Genomic DNA, 17,783 nt, shown 5'->3' with positions numbered 1-17,783 from the left:
CGATCAGCCCATCGCCTCTTTGATCTGGGGATTCTCTGTCCCGTCGACAGGACATCGAGGCAGCGGGATCGCTCCGGATCGACCCCCGCGCGATAAATTGGCGGGACCGGGAGAAAGGGCGGACCATGGCCGCGGACAACAATCGCGACTGGCGCGTCGACGTCGACGCGGACCGCTGTATAGGAGCGGGAATGTGCACGGCCCTCGCGGCCGCGCGCTTCCGCATCAGCGGCAACCGGTCGCAACCCGTGGACGCGCTCATCGGCGAGGACGACGCGGTGCTCGACGCGAGCGAGAGCTGCCCGGTGGAGGCGATCACCGTGCGCGACGCCTCGACCGGCGAGCTCCTCGCCCCGGTCGAGGGCGAAGGCCGGCCGCTACCGCGCTGACCGGCCCCGCCTCGCTCGGCCCCGCCTCGCTCAGCTCCGCGCGGGCGCGTCGAGCACGGACCCGGCCGTCCGCGCGACGAGCCCGGTCAGCTCCGCCGCGTGGTCGTGCAGGAAGAAGTGCCCGCCCGGGTACAGGTGGAGGCCCCGGAAGTCCGCGGCCTCGGTCCGCCAGACCTCCATCAGCGCCGGCGGGATCACCCCGTCCCCGGCGCCGCCCATCGCGACCAGCGGCGCGGCGATCCGCGGCCCCGGCTCGCGGACGTGGCTGCGGCACAGCTCGAAGTCGGCGCGCAGCACCGGGAGCGCGGCGCGCAGCAGCGTGTCGTCCAGCAGCTCGTCCGGTACGCCGCCGAGGCCGCGTATCGCGGCGGCGAAGTCCGCGTCGGAGGCGGCCGGGTCCGGCATGGCCTCGTGCGGGGCCCCGTCCGGCGTCCAGGCCGCCACCGCGAGCAGCCGGGGCCCCGCCGCGCCCGTCCTCGCCAGCTCCCTCGTCATCCGGTAGGCGAGCAGTGCGCCCATGCTGTGCCCGAAGAACGCGTAATCGCCGGTGAGGCCGTCGGACAGGCCGTCCAGCAGCGCCGCGACGGCGCGGCCCGCGTCGGTCGGCGCCGGTTCGCGATGCCGGCCCTGGCGGCCGGGCAGCCGCACGGCGCGCGCCTCGATCCAGCCGGGCAGCAGCGCCGCCCAGTCCCGGAACATCGACGGGCCGCCGCCCGCGCACGGCAGGCAGTAGAGCCGCAGCCGCGCGTCCGGGCGCGGCTCGAACGTCAGATACCACGGATGTGCCCGCGCCATTGCCGGACGCGCCTCCTCCCGGTCGCCCGGTGGCCGTTCAGACCAGCGAGTTGCCGATGATCTCCTTCATGATCTCGGTGGTGCCGCCGTAGATGCTCTGCACCCGGGTGTCCACGAACGCCCGCGCCACCGCGAACTCGCGGACGAACCCGTAGCCGCCGTGCAGCTGCAGGCAGCGGCTCACCACCGTCTGGCACAGCTCGCTGTTCCACCACTTGACCATGGCGGCGTCCTCCGCGCCGAGCCGTCCCTCGTTGTGCGCGAGGATCGCCCGGTCGCAGTGGCTGCGGGCCACCGCGAGGGCGGTGGCGAGCTCGGCGAGCAGGTGCCGGTTGACCTGGTGGTGCCCGACCGGCGCCCCGAACACCGAGCGCCGCCCCGCGTACTCCAGCGTCTCCTCGAAGATCTGCTCCGCGGCGGCCAGCGCGGACACCCCGATCCACAGCCGCTCCTGGACCAGGTTGCGCAGCAGGTAGCCGAACGCGCGCCCGGGCCGGCCGACCAGGTTCTCCGCCGGCACCGGCACCTCGTCGAAGGACAGCTCGGCCGTGTCCAGCGCGCGCATCCCGATCTTGTCGATCTTGCGGCCGCGGGCGAACCCGGGCCGGTCCGGCTCCACCGCGAACAGGCTCGCCGAGGCGCCCCGGGAGGGGCGCCCGGCGGCCGGGCCGCCCGCGGTGCGGGCGAGCACCAGGTACAGGTCGGCGCTGTGCCCGTTCGAGACGAAGGTCTTGCCGCCGGTCAGCACCCAGTGGCCGTCCCGCCGCGCCGCCGTGGTGCGCATCGCGCCGACGTCGCTGCCCGCGTCCGGCTCGGTGATGGCGATGGCCGTCACGCAGGCGCCGGAGCAGAAGCCGGGCAGCCAGCGGCCCTTCTGCTCGCCGGTGGTCAGCGTCCGCAGGTACGGTCCGACGATCTCGTTGTGCAGCGGCAGGCAGGGCGCGTAGGTCCCGGCGCGGGCCAGCTCCTCCGCCAGGACGGCCTGGAACCGGTAGTCGCCGTTGCCGCCGCCGCCGTACTCCTCGGGCATGTCGATGCCGAGCAGCCCGGCGGCCCCGGCCTCCCGCCACACCGCGCGGTCGGCCATGCCGCGCTCCTCCCAGGCGGCGTAGTGCGGGGCGATCTGCTTGGCGATGAAGGCCCGCACCAGGTTCCGGAAGTCCCGGTGCTCGTCGTCGAGGATCTCCTCGCGCATCGGTTCACCCCGCGGGCGCGGCGGTCGGCGCGGCGGGCCGGACGGCCCGCCACTCGGGCAGGACGTCCCGCATCCGGTTCATCATCGCCTGGCAGTACGCGGCGTTGTGCTCCAGGCCGCGGTGCCGCGGGTAGGGCATCTTGCGGCGGCCGCGGTGGTCGATGACGACCGTGACCCGGTCGCCGTCCGGGACGCCGGTGACGCCGGCCGCCTCCGCCGCCGCGCGCGGCACCTCGGCGGTGATGTCGAACCGCCCGCGGCGGACGACCGCGACCTCGTCGAGCGGGACGTCCGGCAGCGCGACCGGCTCGCGGTAGACGTAGGGCCGGGCCAGCAGGTCGAGCTCGAAGAGGGCGCGCAGCAGCGGGTCGTCCCGCCAGCGCGGCAGGGTGCGGACGAACTCCAGGAGCAGGCGGTCCACCTCGGCGCGGTGCGAGTGCATCACCATGTGCAGCACCTTGCCGACGTTGTTGATGTCGTAGTTGTCGAGCGTGGCGACCGAGTCGGCCAGGAAGCGGCACGGCTCGCGGTCGGCGTGCTCGCGGAACCAGCGGGCGACCTCCTCCAGCAGCGACTCCTGGTCGAGGACCCCTGCGGCCTCCAGGTGGCGGGCGGTGTGGAACGCCGCGCGCGCGTTGTAGGCGACGACGACGGCGTAGTAGAACCAGACGCCCCGCTCGTAGCCGGCGCGGTCCACCCATCTGGTGCCGACCACGACGTCCGCCTCGGAGGTGTCGTCGTCCACCCGGACGGTCTCGATGCCGAGGGCGTCCGCCTGCCGCTCCATCGGCGTGTTGGGCAGCAGCAGCTGCGGATAGGTGACGATCACGTCCGCGCCCATCCGGCACAGCCGCCCGATGCCCTGCCGGAACGAGTCGAGCGTCTCTCCGGGCAGCGGCCAGATCAGCTCGGTGTAGGAGCTGATGCTCTTCTCGTGCAGGGTGTCCTGCAGCTCGATGTAGGTGGCCTCGCGGATGTTCGAGCGGTCGACCATGGCCAGCGCGTCCGGGCTGACCGTCTGGAGCGACACCGGCTGGCTGGTCAGCATGCCCCCGGCCACCAGGATCTCGGTGATCTCGGTGACCCGGTCCGGGCGGTTCTTCGCGGCCTGCAAGTTGACCATGAGCGGGTACCCGTTGCGCTCCTTGCAGGCCACCAGGTGCCGGGTCAGCTCGACGTCGCGGGGCAGCGCGCCCCAGTTGGCGTCGGCGAGGAAGATGCTCTCCACGCCGTGCTCGCTGAGCCAGGTCAGGTCGTCCTTCACGCGGTCCAGGTCCCAGCGGTGCACCTTGTCGTTGGTCGCCGCTCCCCAGTAGCAGTAGGTGCAGCGGAACGGGCAGCCCCGGTTGGTCTCGACGACGGCGAACGTGTAGTCTGCGCCGTCGAAGATCCCGGCGGCGAACGGGGAGGGGATGTCGTCCAGCTCCCTGATCCGGTCCGGGCGCCGGGTGCGGACGAGCTCGCCGTCCCGCCAGAAGCTGATGCCCGGCACCCGGGCGAGGTCGGGCTCCGGCGCGGCCAGCTCCCGCAGGTAGGCGGCGAACACCGTCTCGCCCTCGGCGTCGGCGACCGCCACGTTCTCCGCCACCGGGTCGACGTACGCGGCGATGCGGTTCATCACCTGCGGCCCGCCGAGGATGAACCGGGCGTCCGGGCGGGCCGCGCGCAGCGCGGCGAGGACGGCGCTCATCCGGCGCATGTTCCACAGGTAGCAGCTCAGCGCGTAGACGTCGCAGTCCAGCGCGACCAGCTCGGCAACCAGGTCGCCGGCGGGATGCGCGACCGACCGGGAGTGGGTGGTGAAGGCGTACGCCCCGGCGATCTCCGGGTCGCGCAGCGCGTACGCCCGCAGGTAGCCGGACACGAGCGGCAGCGTGTGCGGGTAGAGCGGCACCTCGACGAGGGCGACGGTCCTGGGCATCGCGCGGTCACACCCCCGGCCGGACGGTGCCGGGCTCCCCGGCGGGTTCGCCGGATCGCCCGTCCAGGGCCGCGGCGAGTTCGCCGAGCACGTCGGTCTCGAACAGGTCCTCCGCGACCAGCCGCACCCCCCGCCGCCGCGCCTCCGCCGCCGCGCGCATCGCGAGCAGCGAGTCGCCGCCGAGGTCGAAGAAGCCGTCGTCGCGGCCGACCTCCGGGACGCCCAGCACCTTGGCCCACACCTCGGCGAGCACCCGCTCGGTGTCCGACCGGTAGGCCAGGTCCCGGCCGGTCTCCCGCTCGGCGGGCCGCGCCGGCTCGCGGGCGGCCAGCGCGGCGCGGTCGGTCTTGCCGTGCGGGGTGAGGGGCAGGGAGTCCAGCCGGACGATCGCGGCCGGGACCATGTAGTGCGGCAGCCGCTCCGCCAGCCGTTCCGTGATCTCCCCGGCGTCCGGCGGGACGGCGCCGCGCGCGGCCGTCCAGTAGCCGACGAGGCGGCGCGCGTCCGGGTCGCGCCGCCCGGGCGGCTCGTGGACGACGGCGGCGGCCCCGGCCACGCCCGGCACCGCCAGCATCGCCGTCTCGATCTCGCCCGGCTCGATGCGGAAGCCGCGCAGCTTGATCTGCGCGTCCGTGCGGCCGAGGAACTCCAGCGCGCCGTCCGGGCGGCGGCGCACGAGGTCGCCGGTCGCGTACACGCGGGAGCCGGGCGCGGCCCCGGCGCGGAAGCGCTCGGCGGTGAGCGCCGGCCGGTTGAGGTAGCCGCGCGCGACCGCGGCCCCCTCGATGTGGAGTTCGCCCGGCGCGCCGTCCGGGACGGAGCGGCGGCGCTCGTCGAGGACGTGGCCGGTCAGCCCGGGCAGCGGCCGCCCGATCGGCGGCGAGGCGTCGCGCGGGGCGTCCGCCGGGATCTCGCCGCACGTCGCGAGCATCGTGGTCTCGGTGGGCCCGTACACGTGGTGCAGCGCGAACGGCGGGTGGACGCGGGGCGGCGCGGGCAGCTTCTCGCCGCCGAGCAGCATCGCCCGGAACGCGCCGCCGGGCCCGGGCCAGTGGGCGTCGAGGAGCTGCACGGCGAGCGCGGTGGTGAAGAACCCGACCGTGACGCGCTCGCGGACCAGCCAGTCCACCAGGTCCTGCGGGGAGCCCGGCAGCCGCCGGCCGGCGAGGCACAGCGTCGCGCCGCCGCCGAGGCAGGGCCACACCTCCAGCGCCCATCCGTCGAAGGACGGCCTGGCGAGCTGCGGCATCCGGTCGCCGGGCGCGATCCCGAACTCGCGGACGTACCAGGAGACCAGGCCGGCGACGCCGCCGTGCTCCACCAGCACGCCCTTCGGCACTCCGGTGGACCCCGAGGTGAAGGTCACGTAGCACAGGTCTCCCGGCCGCACGTCCGGGTCCGCGGGCGGCGCTCCGCCGCCGGCCGCCAGGTCCTCCACGATCAGGACCTCGGCCCCGGACGCGGGCACCTCGCCCGCCAGCGCCCGGCTGGTCAGCACCACGGGCGCCGCGCAGTCGGCGAGGATCACCTTCGCCCGGTCGGCCGGGTCGTCCACGTCCATGCCGACGTAGGCGCCCCCGGCGGACAGCACCCCGAGGGCGGCGACGACCAGCTCGGGGGACGCCTCCATCCACAGCGGCACGAGCGTGTCGCGGCCCACGCCGGAGCGGCGCAGCCGGGCGGCGAGGCGCCCCGCCGCGGCCACCAGCTCGCCGTAGCCGAGGACCCGGCCGCCGCTGCGCACGGCGGGCAGGTCCGGACGCTCGCGCGCCCAGCGCTCGATGCGGCCGAGCAGCGTCCCGGCCGGCGTGGCACTCCCGGTTTCTGCACGCATGAGAAAGCCTCACGCTTCCGTGATCGGTGAACTGGATTCCCGGCGCGGAGCCGCGGCACCGGAACCTGGAACGCGAATGTCCCGGCGCCGCCCGAACCATCGTGCAATGACGATTACCCCAGCGGGGTGCGATTTTCCACTATTGACTCCGGTCCGCGCACCGGCTCAGGCTGAGCCGATTCTCAAACCGGAGGCGTAATGATCATTTTCGATGAGCGGGACGTGCGTTCCCTGTATCCGATGAAGGAATCGATCGAGTCGATGCGTGCGGCGCTGCGGTCGTTCAGCGCCGGTGCCGTCATTCAACCCCAGCGACTCATGCTGCGCACCCCCGAAGGCGACGCCTACGCGGTGATGCCGTCCTATGTCGGCCCTTCCGCGGACGCGCCCGACGCGGGTTTCGGGATCAAGGTGATCGCCGTCAAACCGGGGAATCCGGCGCGCGGGCTGCCGGTGAACGCGGGGCTCGTCATGGTCTTCGACGCCGGCACCGGCCGGCCGGCGGCGCTGCTCGACGGCGCCGCGGTGACCGCGATCCGCACGGCGGCGGCGTCCGCGGCGGCGACCGACCTGCTCGCCCGCCCGGACGCGGGCGTCCTCGCGATCCTCGGCGCGGGCGTGCAGGCGCGCAGCCACCTGGCGGCGATGGCCGAGGTCCGGACGCTGCGCGAGGCGCGGGTCTGGTCCCGCACCCCGGCGCGGGCGGCCGCGTTCGCCGCGGCGGCCGGCGAGCTGCCGTTCCCGGTCACCGCGGCGGCGTCGCCGGCCGCGGCCGCCGACGGCGCGGACCTCGTCTGCACGGTGACCGGCAGCGTCACTCCGCTGCTGGACGCCCCGCACATCGCGCCCGGCGCGCACGTCAACGCGGTCGGCTCGTCGTTCCCCGACAAGCGGGAGCTGACGGCGGACCTCGTCGCGCGGTGCGCGGTGTTCGTCGACGGCAGGCGGGCCGCGCTGGCCGAGGCCGGCGAGATCGTGATCCCGGTGGCGGCGGGCCGGTTCGGCCCCGAGGTGATCCGCGCCGAGATCGGCGAGCTGCTGCTCGGCCGCGCCGCGGGGCGCCGCGACCCCGGCGAGATCACCCTGTTCAAGTCGCTCGGCATCGCCGTCGAGGACGCGGTGGCCGGGCTGCACATCGCGCGCCGGGCCCGCGAGCTCGGCCGGGGCCGCGACGTCCCGTTCGGCTGAGCGGCCGCGTGTCCCGTCGCCGGGACAGCCCGGCCGGCGCGCGCTTGCGCGCCGATAGGGCATCTGTAAGCCTCGGCCTTCGACGGTGCCGAGCCATTCCCCTGAAAAGACCGAACTGTCGCCACGGACGGAGTGCCCAATGCGGATCGCCCTGATCAACATGCCGTTCGCGGACTATGACCGGCCGTCCGTCGCGCTGAGCCAGCTCGCCGCGCACACGGCCCGGGAGTTCGGTGCCGCGGTGCAGATCGACATCCGGTACGTGAACATCGACTTCGCGCTGCTCTTCGGCGCGGGCGAATACAAGCTGTTCGCGAACGAGTACGACCATCTGACCACCGGCATCGGCGAATGGCTGTTCCGCAGCCTGGCATTCCCCGATTTCCCGGACAACGCGGGCCGGTACTTCCAGCGCTACTTCGCCGGCGACCGGTCGGCCGAGTTCCGCGCCAAGCTGCTGCGGATCAGGAGCCGGCTCGCCGCGTTCTGCGCGCGGACGATCGAGGAGTACCGGCTGGCCGAGGCCGACATCGTCGGGTTCACCTCGATGTTCTCGCAGAACCTGCCGAACATCGCGATGGCCCGGCTGATCAAGGAGCGCGCCCCGGAAGTGATCACGGTCATGGGCGGGGCGAACTGCGAGTCGCCCATGGGCACGGTGCTGGCGGAGCACGTCACGTCCCTCGACTACGTCTTCTCCGGGCCCGCCCTGCACACCTTCCCCCAGTTCGTGAAGTGCGTCCTGGAAGGCGAGCCGGAGCGCGCCGACGCCATCCCCGGCGTGATCTCCCGGCGGAACGCCGCGCAGCCGAGGTTCGGCGGCGCGATCGGCCGGGACCGCGACATCGACGACTACGTCCGGCCCGAGTACGAGAGCTTCGTCGACAAGTTCACGGCGGCGCAGGACGAGCTGCGCCGGGGCGCCGGCAAGGCCGAGCCGACCCTGTACTTCGAGACGTCCCGCGGCTGCTGGTGGGGCGAGCGGTCGCACTGCACGTTCTGCGGCCTGAACGGGATGGGCATGGGGTACCGCGCGATGGCGCCCGAGAAGGCGGTGGAGCAGTTCCGCTGGCTGTTCTCGTTCGCGCCCTGGTGCACGACCTTCGCCGGGACCGACAACATCATGCCGCGCAACTACGTCCGGGACGTCTTCCCGCGGCTGGACCCGCCCCCGGGCGCCGAACTGTTCTACGAGGTGAAGGTGCCGGTCGCCGACCGCGACTTCCGGACGATGGCGCAGGCCGGGGTGACCGTGGTGCAGCCGGGCATCGAGGCGCTGGCGACCTCGACGCTGAAGCTCATGGCGAAGGGCACCACGTCCTTCCTCAACCTGCAGTTCCTGCAGAAGTGCCTGAAGTACGGCGTCGAACCGATCTGGAACCTGCTGCTCGGATTCCCCGGCGAGGAGGAGGGGGTCTACCGCAAGTACGCGGACGAGATGCCCAAGCTGGTGCACCTCCCGCCGCCGGACGGCGCGTTCCTCGTCCGGTTCGACCGCTACAGTCCGTACTTCACCAAGCGGGAGGAGTACGGGCTCGACCTGCACCCGCTGGACTTCTACCGGCTCTGCTACCCGGCCGTCCCGGAGGACAGGCTGTTCGAGCTGGCGTACTTCTTCGTCGACGAGAACCTCGCGCCCTACCAGGTCCAGTCGGTCGAATGGCTGGCGGAACTGCAGCGGCTGTCCACCGCCTGGCAGGACTCCTGGAAGAACGGCGAACGGCCGCGGCTCGCCCTGCTCGCCGGCGGCGCCGGGTCCCCGGGCGTGCTCGACACCAGGTTCGGCGACCGCCGCTGGATCCCGGTCGAGCCGGACGAGGAGGACATGCTGCGCCGGCTGGCCTCCCCGAAGCGTCCCGAGAAGTTCGCCGCCGAGCTGGACGTCCCGGTCGAGCGGGTACGGGCCGCGCTGGCGCGGTTCACCGAGCACGGCCTGCTGTTCGAGGAGTCGGGCGGCTACATCAGCCTGGTCGCGGTGGACGCCGAGGACGAGCCCGAACCAGAACCGCCCGCCGGCGCCCCGCACCGCGTGCTGCTGGACCTGACACCCGTCCCGTCCCGCCCGGCGTCCTGAACGGCGCTTCCCGGCGGCTCGCCCGAGTCCCTCGTCAGGCGAGCCGGCCCTCGTCGATCGAGGTCAGGCGCTCGGCGGCGCCGGGGGCCGTCTCGCCGATGCGGGTCAGGAGGCCGAGCAGCAGGGTGCGGAGGGCCTCGAAGTCCTCGGGACTGGTCAGGTCGGCCCAGCGCCGTTCGATCCGGTCCCCCGCGCCGGCCGCCGCCGGCTGGACCGCCCTGCCCCGGTCGGTGAGCACGATCAGCCGGGACCGGCCGTCACTGGGGTTGGGGCGCCGTTCCAGGTAGCCGGACCGCTCGAGCTGGTCGACCGACTGCGCCATGGTCTGCTTGCGCACGCCCGCGCGAAGGGCCAGGTCGCGGACGGTGATGCCCTCCGGCGGGACGAACGGGAACACCTTGGCGTCCCCGGACCGGATGTCGCCGAAGCCCGCCTCCGCCAGAGCCGCCTCGATGCCGACGGTGTACTCGCGGTGGAGCAGGCGCAGGAGCAGCGACAGCCTCGATCGCCGCAACGAGGGGTCTTCCCGCATATTGACAGGCTCCTGTCTACTTTTTATGTTGGTCAGGTACCTGTCTAGTATGTCACCGCTCCGGGGAGAACTCCATGCCCACCACACCCGCCCTGGATTCGACGATCTTCTACCGGGAGGTCGGCCGAGGGCCCGCCCCGATGGTCTTCCTGCACGGAAACCCCACGTCGTCGTACCTCTGGCGGCACGTCCTGCCCGTCGTCGGATCCGCCGGGCGGTGCCTGGCGCCCGACCTGATCGGCATGGGCGAGTCCGGCAAGCCCGATATCGCCTACTCCTTCGACGACCACGCGCGGTACCTCGACGCCTGGTTCGACGCCCTCGGACTCGACCGGGTCGTCCTGGTCGGGCATGACTGGGGCGGCGCGCTCGCCTTCGACTGGGCCGCCCGCCACCCCGGACGGGTGCGCGGCATCGCGTTCACCGAGACGATCGTGAAGCCGATGTCGTGGGAGGAGTTCCCCGCCGGTGCCCGCCCGCTGTTCGAAGCGATGCGGACGCCCGGGGCCGGCGAGGCGATGGTGCTGGAGGAGAACGCCTTCATCGAGCAGGCGCTGCCGCGCACCGTCCCCGGGCTGAGCGAGGAGGACCTCGCCGTCTACGGCCGCCCCTACCCCACCCGCCGCAGCAGGGTGCCGCTGCTCCAATGGCCGCGGTCGATGCCGCTGGACGGCGAGCCCGCCGACGTCGTCGCCAGAGTCGAGGCCTACGGCCGGTGGCTGGCCGGCAGCGCGGACGTGCCCAAACTCCTGATCGCCTTCGCACCCGGCGAGAGCACGATGATGAGCACCCGGATCATCGACTGGTGCGCCGCGCACATGTCCGCTCTGGAGATCGAGACGCACGGGGCGGCCGGCCACCACACCCCCGAGGAGCAGCCCGCGGCCATCGCCTCCTCGCTCGTCGCCTGGCTGGACGGGCACGGCCTGCTCTCCGGCGAGGAGGGACGAGCGTGATGCGCGCGATCCGGCAGCACGCGTTCGGCGGCCCGGAGGAACTCCGGCTGGAGGAGGTGCCCGACCCGCGTCCGCCCGCGGGCCAGGTGCGGATCCGGGTCGAGTCGGCGGGCGTCCACCTGCTGGACACCGTCATCCGCCAGGGGGCGGGCGGGCCGCGGGTCTCGCCCCGCCTGCCCGCGACACCCGGCCGCGAGGTCGCCGGCACGATCGACGAGGTCGGCGCCGGCGCCGACACCGCTCTCCTCGGCCGGCGCGTCGTCGCCGACCTCGGCCCGGCCGGCGGCGGATACGCCGACCTGGCGCTGGCACCCGCGGCGGCCGTGCACGTCCTGCCGGACGACGCCGACGCCGACCGCGCCGTGGCCATGGTCGGCACCGGCCGGACCACCATGGCGATCCTCGAACTCGCCACGCCGGCCGCCGGGGACGTCGTCCTGGTCACCGCAGCCGCCGGCGGGATCGGGACCCTGCTGGTGCAGGCGTGCCACGCCGCCGGAGCAACGGTCGTCGGCGTCGCCGGCGGCCCCGCCAAGACCGTGCTCGCCCGCCGGATCGGCGCCGGCCACGCCATCGACTACACCCGCCCCGACTGGTCCGACCGGGTACGCCGGGCGCTGGAGGGCAGGCCGGTGACGCTCGCCCTCGACGGGGTCGGCGGCCGGATCGGCCGAGGCGCCCTGGAGCTGCTCGGCGTCGCCGGCCGCCTGGTGATGTTCGGCTCGTCCTCGGGCTCCCTGACCGAACTGTCGGCCGCCGACCTGTTCAGCCGGGGGATCAGCGCCGCCTCCGCCGTCGGCGCACGCATCCTCCAACGCCCCGGCGGCACCCGGACGCTGGAACGCGATGCCCTTCAAGCGCTCCACGACGAACGCCTCGTCCCCGTGATCGGCCAGAGATTCGCCCTCGCGGACGCGGCCGCCGCCCACACCGCCCTGCAATCGCGCGCGACCACGGGAAAAACGGTCCTGCGCCCGTGACGCCCGCACCCGCGCGATGGTGCTGTCACGTTTCGAGGGGCCGGCGGTGTCTTCATGTCGACCAGCCACAACCCACATTCACAGGAGAACGTCATGGCGCTGCGCGTACCGAAGGCCGAGCTTCCCGCCGAGGTCGAGGAGAGCATGATCAAGCAACTCGGTGCCGTTCCCGAGAACGTCGAAGTGCTGTGGCACAGCCCCGCGGTCGCGCTCGACAACCTGGAGTTCGGCGCCAAGGCCGGAGCGTGGAACGCGGCCGACAAGAGCCTCAAGTCGTTCGCGCACATGGCCGTCGCGGCGCAGATCGGCTGCAGTTGGTGCCTCGACGTCGGCTACTTCCAGGCGCGGAACGACGATCTGGACCTGACCAAGGCGAGCCAGGTGCCGCGCTGGCGGACCTCGGAAGTGTTCACCCCGCTGGAGCGGGACGTGATGGAGTACGCCGAGGCCATGTCGGACACGCCGCCGACCGTCACCGACGAGCAGTACGCCGGTCTGCTGGAGCGGCTCGGGCCGGCGGCGATGGTCGAGCTCACCGTGCACATCGCCTATGTCAACCTGGCCACCAGGGCCAATGTGGCGAACGGGGTCGCCTCGCAGGGCTTCTCGGACGCCTGCGAGATCCCGCTGGCCGAGGTCCCGGACAAGCCCGGTGCGGCGTCGCCGGCATGACCCGTGACGCGGCCGCCGAGGATCCGTTCGTCGCCCACCGCAGCCTGCTGTTCACCGTCGCCTACCAGATGCTCGGGTCGGCGGCCGACGCGGAGGACGTGCTGCAGGATTCGTGGCTGCGGTGGGCCCGGGTCGACCGCGCGCGAGTGAGCGACCCCCGCGCCTACCTCGTCCGGGTCGTCACCCGGCAGTCCCTCAACCAGCTGCGCACGCTGTCGCGCAGGCGCGAGGACTACGTCGGCGAGTGGCTGCCGGAACCGCTGCTCACCAGCCCCGACGTCGCCGAGGACGGCGCCCTCGCGGACAGCGTCTCGATCGCGGTGCTGACCGTCCTGGAGACGCTCGCCCCGGTGGAGCGCGCGGTGTTCGTGCTCCGCGAGGTGTTCGAACTGCCCTACGGCGAGATCGCCGTGACCGTGGACAAGTCGGCGCCCGCGGTGCGGCAGATCGCCCGGCGGGCCCGCGAGCGGGTGGCGGCTCGGCGGCCCCGGGTGCGGGTGAGCCGGTCGGAGCAGCGAGCCGTGGTGGAGCGGTTCCTGGCCGCGGTGCGAACCGGGGAGATGGCGGAGCTGATCGAGGTCCTGGCGCCGGACGTGGTCCTGATCACCGACGGCGGCGGGCTCGCCCCCGCGGCGCGGGCCCCGATCCACGGGGCGCGACTCGTCGCGGAGTCGCTCGCGCGCCCGGGCCGGACGGTGTCGGCCGTCTGGCTCAACGGCGCGCCGGGCGGCCGGATCGAGGCCGGCGGCGGGGTGGCGGCGGTGAGCCTGGTGGTCGAGGGCGGGCGGGTCACCCGGATCCACGCGGTGGCGAACCCGCGGAAGCTGACGCGTCTGGACGAACCGACCGACCTCGCCAGATAGGCCCTCGCCGCTGTGCGACGTCCCCGCGGCGGAGAACCCGGCCGATCGGCCGGGTGCTCCGCCGGGCGCGTGCGGACGAGGCGGGCCTCAGGCCGGGAAGGAGGCGAGGTCGCGGTCCCAGTGGCGGTGTGCGGCGACCGCTTCGATGAACTGCCGGGCGAACGCGTCGCCGGCGCTCGCGTCGACGACGCCCTGGCGTCCGGGCAGGGCGGCGGCCTCCAGCAGTGGTTCCGCGCCGGGCAGCACGCCGACCGCCTTGCAGTGCTTGAACGCCTCGCGGACGAACTGGACGGCGTATCCGTCGGCGACGAGTTCCTGCCCGCCGGCCGCCAGGACGGCGTCGTAGAGCACCGAGGACGCGGCGCTCAGCTGCTTGTCGACCTCCAGCGTCGCCGCGGTGCCCTCGTGCGGGGCGGTGATGTCGCAGATGGCCCCCTGGTCGCGCAGCGCCTGCAGTACCGGCTGGAGCGTCCCGGCGTCGGTCTGGTCGCCGACCAGGACGGCGATCTTGCGGGTGGCGATCGATCTCGGCTGGTCGTTCATGCTGAGGGCCGGTGACGACTTGCCGTGGTTCGTCACGGTCTGGCTCGGCGGCGTGATGCCGAGGCCCTGGGCCACCTGAGTGGCGAGGTCGCCGTCCACGTTGGCGAGCCGCTCGACGACCTTCTCCTTGATGTAGCGGCGCTCCACGTGGCCGAGTTCGAACAGCAGGGCGTTGACGATGTGCGTCTTCTCCCAGTCGGCCATGCTGTTCCAGAACAGCGTCGCCTGGCTGTAGTGGTCCTCGAAGCTCGGGCTGCGGCGGCGGATCTTCTCGCCGGACACCCGCTCCTGGTAGTGCCGGAACACCCCGTCCAGCTTCCCGGTGTCGGCGGCGGTCGCCGGGCAGCCGCCGCCGATGGAGTTCTTGGCGTAGGCGGTGTCGCTGTCGTGGATCATGTGCTGGTGGTAGCCGTCCCGCTGGTCGTTGTGCACGGGCGCGATCGGCCGGTTGATGGGGATCTGCTGGTGGTTGGGCCCGCCGAGGCGGATGAGCTGGGTGTCGAGGTAGGAGAAGTTGCGGGCCTGCAGCAGCGGGTCGTTGGTGAAGTCGATGCCGGCCACGATGTTGGCGGTGCAGAACGCGACCTGCTCGGTCTCGGCGAAGAAGTTCCGCGGGTTCCGGTTGAGGACCATCCTGCCGATCGGCCGCAGTGGCACCTCCTCCTCCGGGATGATCTTGGTGGAGTCGAGCAGGTCGAAGTCGAACTTGTGCTCGTCCTCCTCGGCCACGAGCTGGACGCACAGTTCGAACTCGGGGTGGTCGCCGGCCTCGATGGTGTCCCACAGGTCGCGGCGGTTGAAGTCGGGGTCGTTGCCCTGGACGCGCAGGACCTCGTCCCACACCAGCGAGTAGGTGCCGAGCTTCGGCCGCCAGTGGAACTTGACGAACGTGCCCTTGCCCTGGGCGTTGACGAACCGGAAGGTGTGCACCCCGAAGCCCTGCATCATCCGGTAGCTGCGCGGGATCGCCCGGTCCGACATCAGCCACATGATGAAGTGCATCGTCTCGGGCTGCATCTGCACGAAGTCCCACAGGGTGTCGTGCGCCGACTGGGCCTGCGGGATCTGGTTGCGCGGCTCCGGCTTCACCGCGTGCACGAAGTCGAGGAACTTGATGCCGTCCTGGATGGGGAACACCGGGAAGTTGTTGGCGACCAGGTCGTAGTTGCCCTGCCGCGTGTAGAACTTGGTCGCGAAGCCGCGGACGTCCCGGACGGTGTCGGCCGACCCGCGCTCGCCGGCGACGGTGGAGAACCGCACGAACGTCGGCGTGACCAGGGACGGGTCGCACAGGAAGTCGGCGCAGGTGATGTCCTCCAGGGACTCGTACACCTGGAACTCCCCGTACGCGCCGGACCCGCGCGCGTGCACCACCCGCTCCGGGATCCGCTCGTGGTCGAACCGGGTGATCTTCTCGCGGAAGTGGAAGTCCTCCAGCAGTGTCGGACCGCGCTCACCCACCGTGAGCGAGTTGTCGGTGTCCTCGACCGGGACGCCCTGGTCGGTGGTGTAGCGAGTGCCCTCCGGGTTGACCCGGTAGTGCTCGAGTTGCCGCTGCTTGTCGTTGTCGGCGCCTGCCATCGGGTCCTCCCTGGTGCGTGAGTCGCGCTGCCCGAGCCGACTACCCGCCCTCGGGTGCACTAACCGAACACAGGCACTTCTTGACTGAGAGTAATCACAAGAAGGTGTCGGGAGTCCGGACGGCGATCATGGCGATGTCGTCGGTCCCGGTGACGGGCAGGACGTCCAGGAGGGTGTCGCACAGCTGCTCCAGGGGCCGGCGCGCGAGCGTGCGGGCGCGGCGGCGGAGCCGGTCCAGGCCGCTGTCCAGGTGCTCGCCGGGATGCTCCACCAGGCCGTCGGTGTACAGCAGCAGGGTGGAGCCGGGCGGGAGCGGTTCGGTCGCGCTGTGGTAGGTCTCGAAGGGCAGGCCCAGCAGCGGGTTGGCCGCCTCCTGGAGGAAGCGGGCGCCGCCGGCGGAGGTGACCAGGAGCGGTGGCGGGTGCCCGGCCACGGCGTAGTTGAGCCGCCACCGGCCGGGTTCGGGTTCTTCGACGCGGGCCAGGACGCAGGTGGCCGTCGCGTCGGGCGCCACCGTTTCCATGGCGTTGTTCAGGCGGCGCAGGACCTCGCCGGGCGGGGCGAGGAGGTCGGCGGTCAGCACGCGCAGCATGTTGCGGAGCCGGCTCATGTCGACGGCGGCGGCCAGGTCGTGGCCCGCCACGTCGCCGATGGCCACCGCGGTCGCGCCGTCGGGCAGGACGAACGAGTCGTACCAGTCGCCGCCCACCTCGGCCGCCGCGGGGCTGGCCATGTACCGGGCGACGATGCGCAGGTCGCCGTGCTCGGGAGGCTCGGCGAGCAGGCCGTGCTGCAGGGCCAGGGCGACCTGCTGGGTCCGGTGGAACCGGACGGCCGCGCTCAGCGCGTCGTGGGTGTGCTCGAAGATCTGCTGCATGAGGGCGACGTCCTGCGGGCTCATCGGGTCGCGGTCGCCGCGCCTCGCGGCGGTGACCATCGCCGCCACGGCCCCGTCGACGACGACCGGCATCAGCACGACGCTGGTCGCGCCGGACTCGGTCAGCCAGGCGGTGGTGCTCCTCGGCAGCAGGTCGGCCGGCGGCCGGCCCGGCGGGAAGGTGCGCTGCAGCGGGCGGCGCCGCTCCAGCGCGCGGGCGAACCCGCTGTCGGGGGTGAACCGCTCCTCACCGGTGGGCGGCTGCCGCCGCAGCCCGCTGCTCGCGGCGGTGGCGATGCGGCGCACGGTGATCGGAGCGCCCGCCGGGCGGTCGCCGAGGTCGGGGAGCAGGTGCACGCCGCACCCGTCGGCGAGCGCCGGGACCAGCACCCCGACGAGGGCGGCGAACATGTCGCTCAGCGCGGTGTGCTCGGCCGCGGCCGCGGCGGCGCTGTCGAGCAGGTCGCGGCGCTGCCGCTCGCACCACTCCTGCTCCACGTCGAAGCAGGTGCCGATCCATTCGACCACCGCGCCGTCCTCGACGACCGGCGCGGACCGCACCTCGAAGTGCCGGTACTCGCCCCGCTGCGTGCGGACCCGGTAGACGTGGTGCCACGGGCGGACCTGGCGGCGCGTCTCGTCCCACGACCGCGTCGTGGGCTCGCGGTCGTCGGGGTGCAGCGCCTGCTTCCAGCCGTCGCCGAGGAAGTCCTCCCGGCTCTGCCCCGTGATCTGCTCCCAGCCGCCGCTGGACTCGGTCACGCCGCCGTCCGCGTCGGTCACCCAGACGACCTGCGCGTTCATCCACACCAGGCTCTCCAGCCGGCGCCGCGACCGCCGCTGCTCCTCGATCGCCCGGTCCGCCCGCGCGACCGCGGCGACCTGCTCGGTGACGTCGACCGCGACCACCAGCACCCCTGGCCGCTCGTGGGTGAACCGCGAGAGGCTGAAGGAGAAGTACCGCTCCGCCGCCTCGGCGCCCGCGCCGGCCGGTCTGACCGGCGCCTCGACCAGGGTCGCCGGTTCCCCGGTGGCCAGCACGCGGTCGAACAGCTCGCCGTAGTCCTGCTTGGCCGCGGCGCCGAACGCCTCCCCGATCGGCTCGCCGAGCGGACGGTCGCCGACGAACGCCCGGTAGGCGAGGTTGGTGTACACCAGGCGGTGCTCCGGCCCGATCGTCAGCGCGACCGCGACCGGCGCCGGATCGAAGGCCTCCAGCGCAAGCCACCCCATGCCGTGTCCGCCCGCGCCTCCCATGCCCCAGTCCCCCCAGACGTCCGGTCTTCACCGCTCCCGCGCTCGCGTTCCTCCCTATCTCCCCCGCCACTCCGAGGGAACGCACGAGGTCCACCGCGCGTTCTGCCCGCGCCACCACCGCGCCGG

14 protein-coding genes are annotated in these 17,783 nt (G+C 73.2%); 7 read left to right on the top strand and 7 right to left on the bottom strand.

Features of this window, described 5'->3' with window-relative positions:
• The first annotated feature begins 125 nt into the window (after positions 1 to 125).
• A complete protein-coding gene (locus HUT06_RS17490) occupies positions 126 to 389 on the top strand; it encodes a ferredoxin (RefSeq protein ID WP_176196715.1) in 264 nt (87 codons plus the stop codon).
• A gap of 30 nt (positions 390 to 419) precedes the next feature.
• Here the strand turns inward: HUT06_RS17490 and HUT06_RS17485 are convergent, their stop codons facing one another.
• The 4 genes from HUT06_RS17485 to HUT06_RS17470 are packed head-to-tail and all read right to left on the bottom strand — an operon-like array spanning position 420 to position 6,134.
• Positions 420 to 1,184, bottom strand: a complete 765-nt coding sequence (locus HUT06_RS17485) for a thioesterase II family protein (RefSeq protein ID WP_176196714.1) — start codon at positions 1,182 to 1,184, stop codon at positions 420 to 422.
• A gap of 37 nt (positions 1,185 to 1,221) precedes the next feature.
• A complete protein-coding gene (locus HUT06_RS17480; protein ID WP_176196713.1) occupies positions 1,222 to 2,379 on the bottom strand; it encodes an acyl-CoA dehydrogenase family protein in 1,158 nt (385 codons plus the stop codon).
• Positions 2,380 to 2,383: 4 nt separating this feature from the next.
• The gene (locus HUT06_RS17475; protein WP_176196712.1) at positions 2,384 to 4,300 is read right to left on the bottom strand and encodes a radical SAM protein; all 1,917 of its coding nucleotides are present in this window, start codon (positions 4,298 to 4,300) and stop codon (positions 2,384 to 2,386) included.
• A gap of 7 nt (positions 4,301 to 4,307) precedes the next feature.
• Entirely contained in the window at positions 4,308 to 6,134 is a 1,827-nt protein-coding gene (locus HUT06_RS17470) for a non-ribosomal peptide synthetase (RefSeq protein WP_176196711.1), read from the bottom strand.
• 198 nt (positions 6,135 to 6,332) lie between these two features.
• Here HUT06_RS17470 and HUT06_RS17465 point away from each other — a divergent pair, with 198 nt between their 5' ends.
• Both HUT06_RS17465 and HUT06_RS17460 read left to right on the top strand, forming a co-directional pair.
• The gene (locus tag HUT06_RS17465) at positions 6,333 to 7,322 is read left to right on the top strand and encodes an ornithine cyclodeaminase family protein (protein WP_176196710.1); all 990 of its coding nucleotides are present in this window, start codon (positions 6,333 to 6,335) and stop codon (positions 7,320 to 7,322) included.
• A 139-nt stretch (positions 7,323 to 7,461) separates the two neighbouring features.
• A complete protein-coding gene (locus HUT06_RS17460; RefSeq protein WP_176196709.1) occupies positions 7,462 to 9,396 on the top strand; it encodes a RiPP maturation radical SAM C-methyltransferase in 1,935 nt (644 codons plus the stop codon).
• Between the two features lie 34 nt (positions 9,397 to 9,430).
• Here HUT06_RS17460 and HUT06_RS17455 read toward each other — a convergent pair whose 3' ends face one another.
• Positions 9,431 to 9,910 (bottom strand): MarR family winged helix-turn-helix transcriptional regulator, encoded by a 480-nt coding sequence (locus tag HUT06_RS17455; protein ID WP_176196708.1) that lies wholly within the window; start codon positions 9,908 to 9,910, stop codon positions 9,431 to 9,433.
• A 92-nt stretch (positions 9,911 to 10,002) separates the two neighbouring features.
• Between HUT06_RS17455 and HUT06_RS17450 the strand changes: the two genes are divergently transcribed.
• The 4 genes from HUT06_RS17450 (at position 10,003) to sigJ (ending at position 13,399) form a co-directional block, all read left to right on the top strand.
• Positions 10,003 to 10,884, top strand: coding sequence for a haloalkane dehalogenase (locus HUT06_RS17450; RefSeq protein ID WP_176196707.1), 882 nt, complete (start codon positions 10,003 to 10,005; stop codon positions 10,882 to 10,884).
• Positions 10,884 to 11,864: a zinc-binding dehydrogenase gene (locus HUT06_RS17445; RefSeq protein ID WP_176201430.1), complete on the top strand. Its 981-nt coding sequence runs from the start codon at positions 10,884 to 10,886 to the stop codon at positions 11,862 to 11,864. The genes HUT06_RS17450 and HUT06_RS17445 overlap by 1 nt, the downstream gene beginning before the upstream one ends.
• A 93-nt stretch (positions 11,865 to 11,957) precedes the next feature.
• On the top strand, positions 11,958 to 12,536 hold the full coding sequence (locus HUT06_RS17440; RefSeq protein WP_176196706.1) for a carboxymuconolactone decarboxylase family protein: 579 nt from the start codon (positions 11,958 to 11,960) through the stop codon (positions 12,534 to 12,536).
• A complete protein-coding gene (gene sigJ / locus HUT06_RS17435) occupies positions 12,533 to 13,399 on the top strand; it encodes an RNA polymerase sigma factor SigJ (RefSeq protein WP_176196705.1) in 867 nt (288 codons plus the stop codon). Before HUT06_RS17440 ends, sigJ begins: the two co-directional genes overlap by 4 nt.
• Positions 13,400 to 13,486: 87 nt before the next feature.
• Here sigJ and HUT06_RS17430 read toward each other — a convergent pair whose 3' ends face one another.
• Positions 13,487 to 15,523 carry a catalase gene (locus HUT06_RS17430; protein ID WP_176196704.1) on the bottom strand — a complete coding sequence of 679 codons (2,037 nt, stop codon included), beginning with the start codon at positions 15,521 to 15,523 and terminating at the stop codon, positions 13,487 to 13,489.
• A gap of 94 nt (positions 15,524 to 15,617) precedes the next feature.
• On the bottom strand, positions 15,618 to 17,633 hold the full coding sequence (locus HUT06_RS17425) for a SpoIIE family protein phosphatase (RefSeq protein ID WP_254715234.1): 2,016 nt from the start codon (positions 17,631 to 17,633) through the stop codon (positions 15,618 to 15,620).
• Positions 17,634 to 17,783 lie beyond the last annotated feature (150 nt).

The organism is Actinomadura sp. NAK00032 (genome assembly GCF_013364275.1).
Lineage (GTDB): Bacteria > Actinomycetota > Actinomycetes > Streptosporangiales > Streptosporangiaceae > Spirillospora.
Note: the sequence above shows the minus strand (reverse complement) of the source record. Positions and strands in the feature narration are given on the sequence as shown.

Excerpts from the sequence above, each read along its gene's own strand:
- HUT06_RS17450 (WP_176196707.1), top strand. The coding sequence starts at position 10,003 with ATGCCCACCACACCCGCCCTGGATTCGACGATCTTCTACCGGGAGGTC.
- HUT06_RS17485 (WP_176196714.1), bottom strand. The coding sequence starts at position 1,184 with ATGGCGCGGGCACATCCGTGGTATCTGACGTTCGAGCCGCGCCCGGAC.
- HUT06_RS17475 (WP_176196712.1), bottom strand. The coding sequence starts at position 4,300 with ATGCCCAGGACCGTCGCCCTCGTCGAGGTGCCGCTCTACCCGCACACG.
- HUT06_RS17490 (WP_176196715.1), top strand. The coding sequence starts at position 126 with ATGGCCGCGGACAACAATCGCGACTGGCGCGTCGACGTCGACGCGGAC.
- HUT06_RS17440 (WP_176196706.1), top strand. The coding sequence starts at position 11,958 with ATGGCGCTGCGCGTACCGAAGGCCGAGCTTCCCGCCGAGGTCGAGGAG.
- HUT06_RS17430 (WP_176196704.1), bottom strand. The coding sequence starts at position 15,523 with ATGGCAGGCGCCGACAACGACAAGCAGCGGCAACTCGAGCACTACCGG.
- HUT06_RS17470 (WP_176196711.1), bottom strand. The coding sequence starts at position 6,134 with ATGCGTGCAGAAACCGGGAGTGCCACGCCGGCCGGGACGCTGCTCGGC.
- HUT06_RS17445 (WP_176201430.1), top strand. The coding sequence starts at position 10,884 with ATGCGCGCGATCCGGCAGCACGCGTTCGGCGGCCCGGAGGAACTCCGG.
- HUT06_RS17460 (WP_176196709.1), top strand. The coding sequence starts at position 7,462 with ATGCGGATCGCCCTGATCAACATGCCGTTCGCGGACTATGACCGGCCG.
- sigJ (WP_176196705.1), top strand. The coding sequence starts at position 12,533 with ATGACCCGTGACGCGGCCGCCGAGGATCCGTTCGTCGCCCACCGCAGC.
- HUT06_RS17465 (WP_176196710.1), top strand. The coding sequence starts at position 6,333 with ATGATCATTTTCGATGAGCGGGACGTGCGTTCCCTGTATCCGATGAAG.
- HUT06_RS17425 (WP_254715234.1), bottom strand. The coding sequence starts at position 17,633 with ATGGGGTGGCTTGCGCTGGAGGCCTTCGATCCGGCGCCGGTCGCGGTC.
- HUT06_RS17480 (WP_176196713.1), bottom strand. The coding sequence starts at position 2,379 with ATGCGCGAGGAGATCCTCGACGACGAGCACCGGGACTTCCGGAACCTG.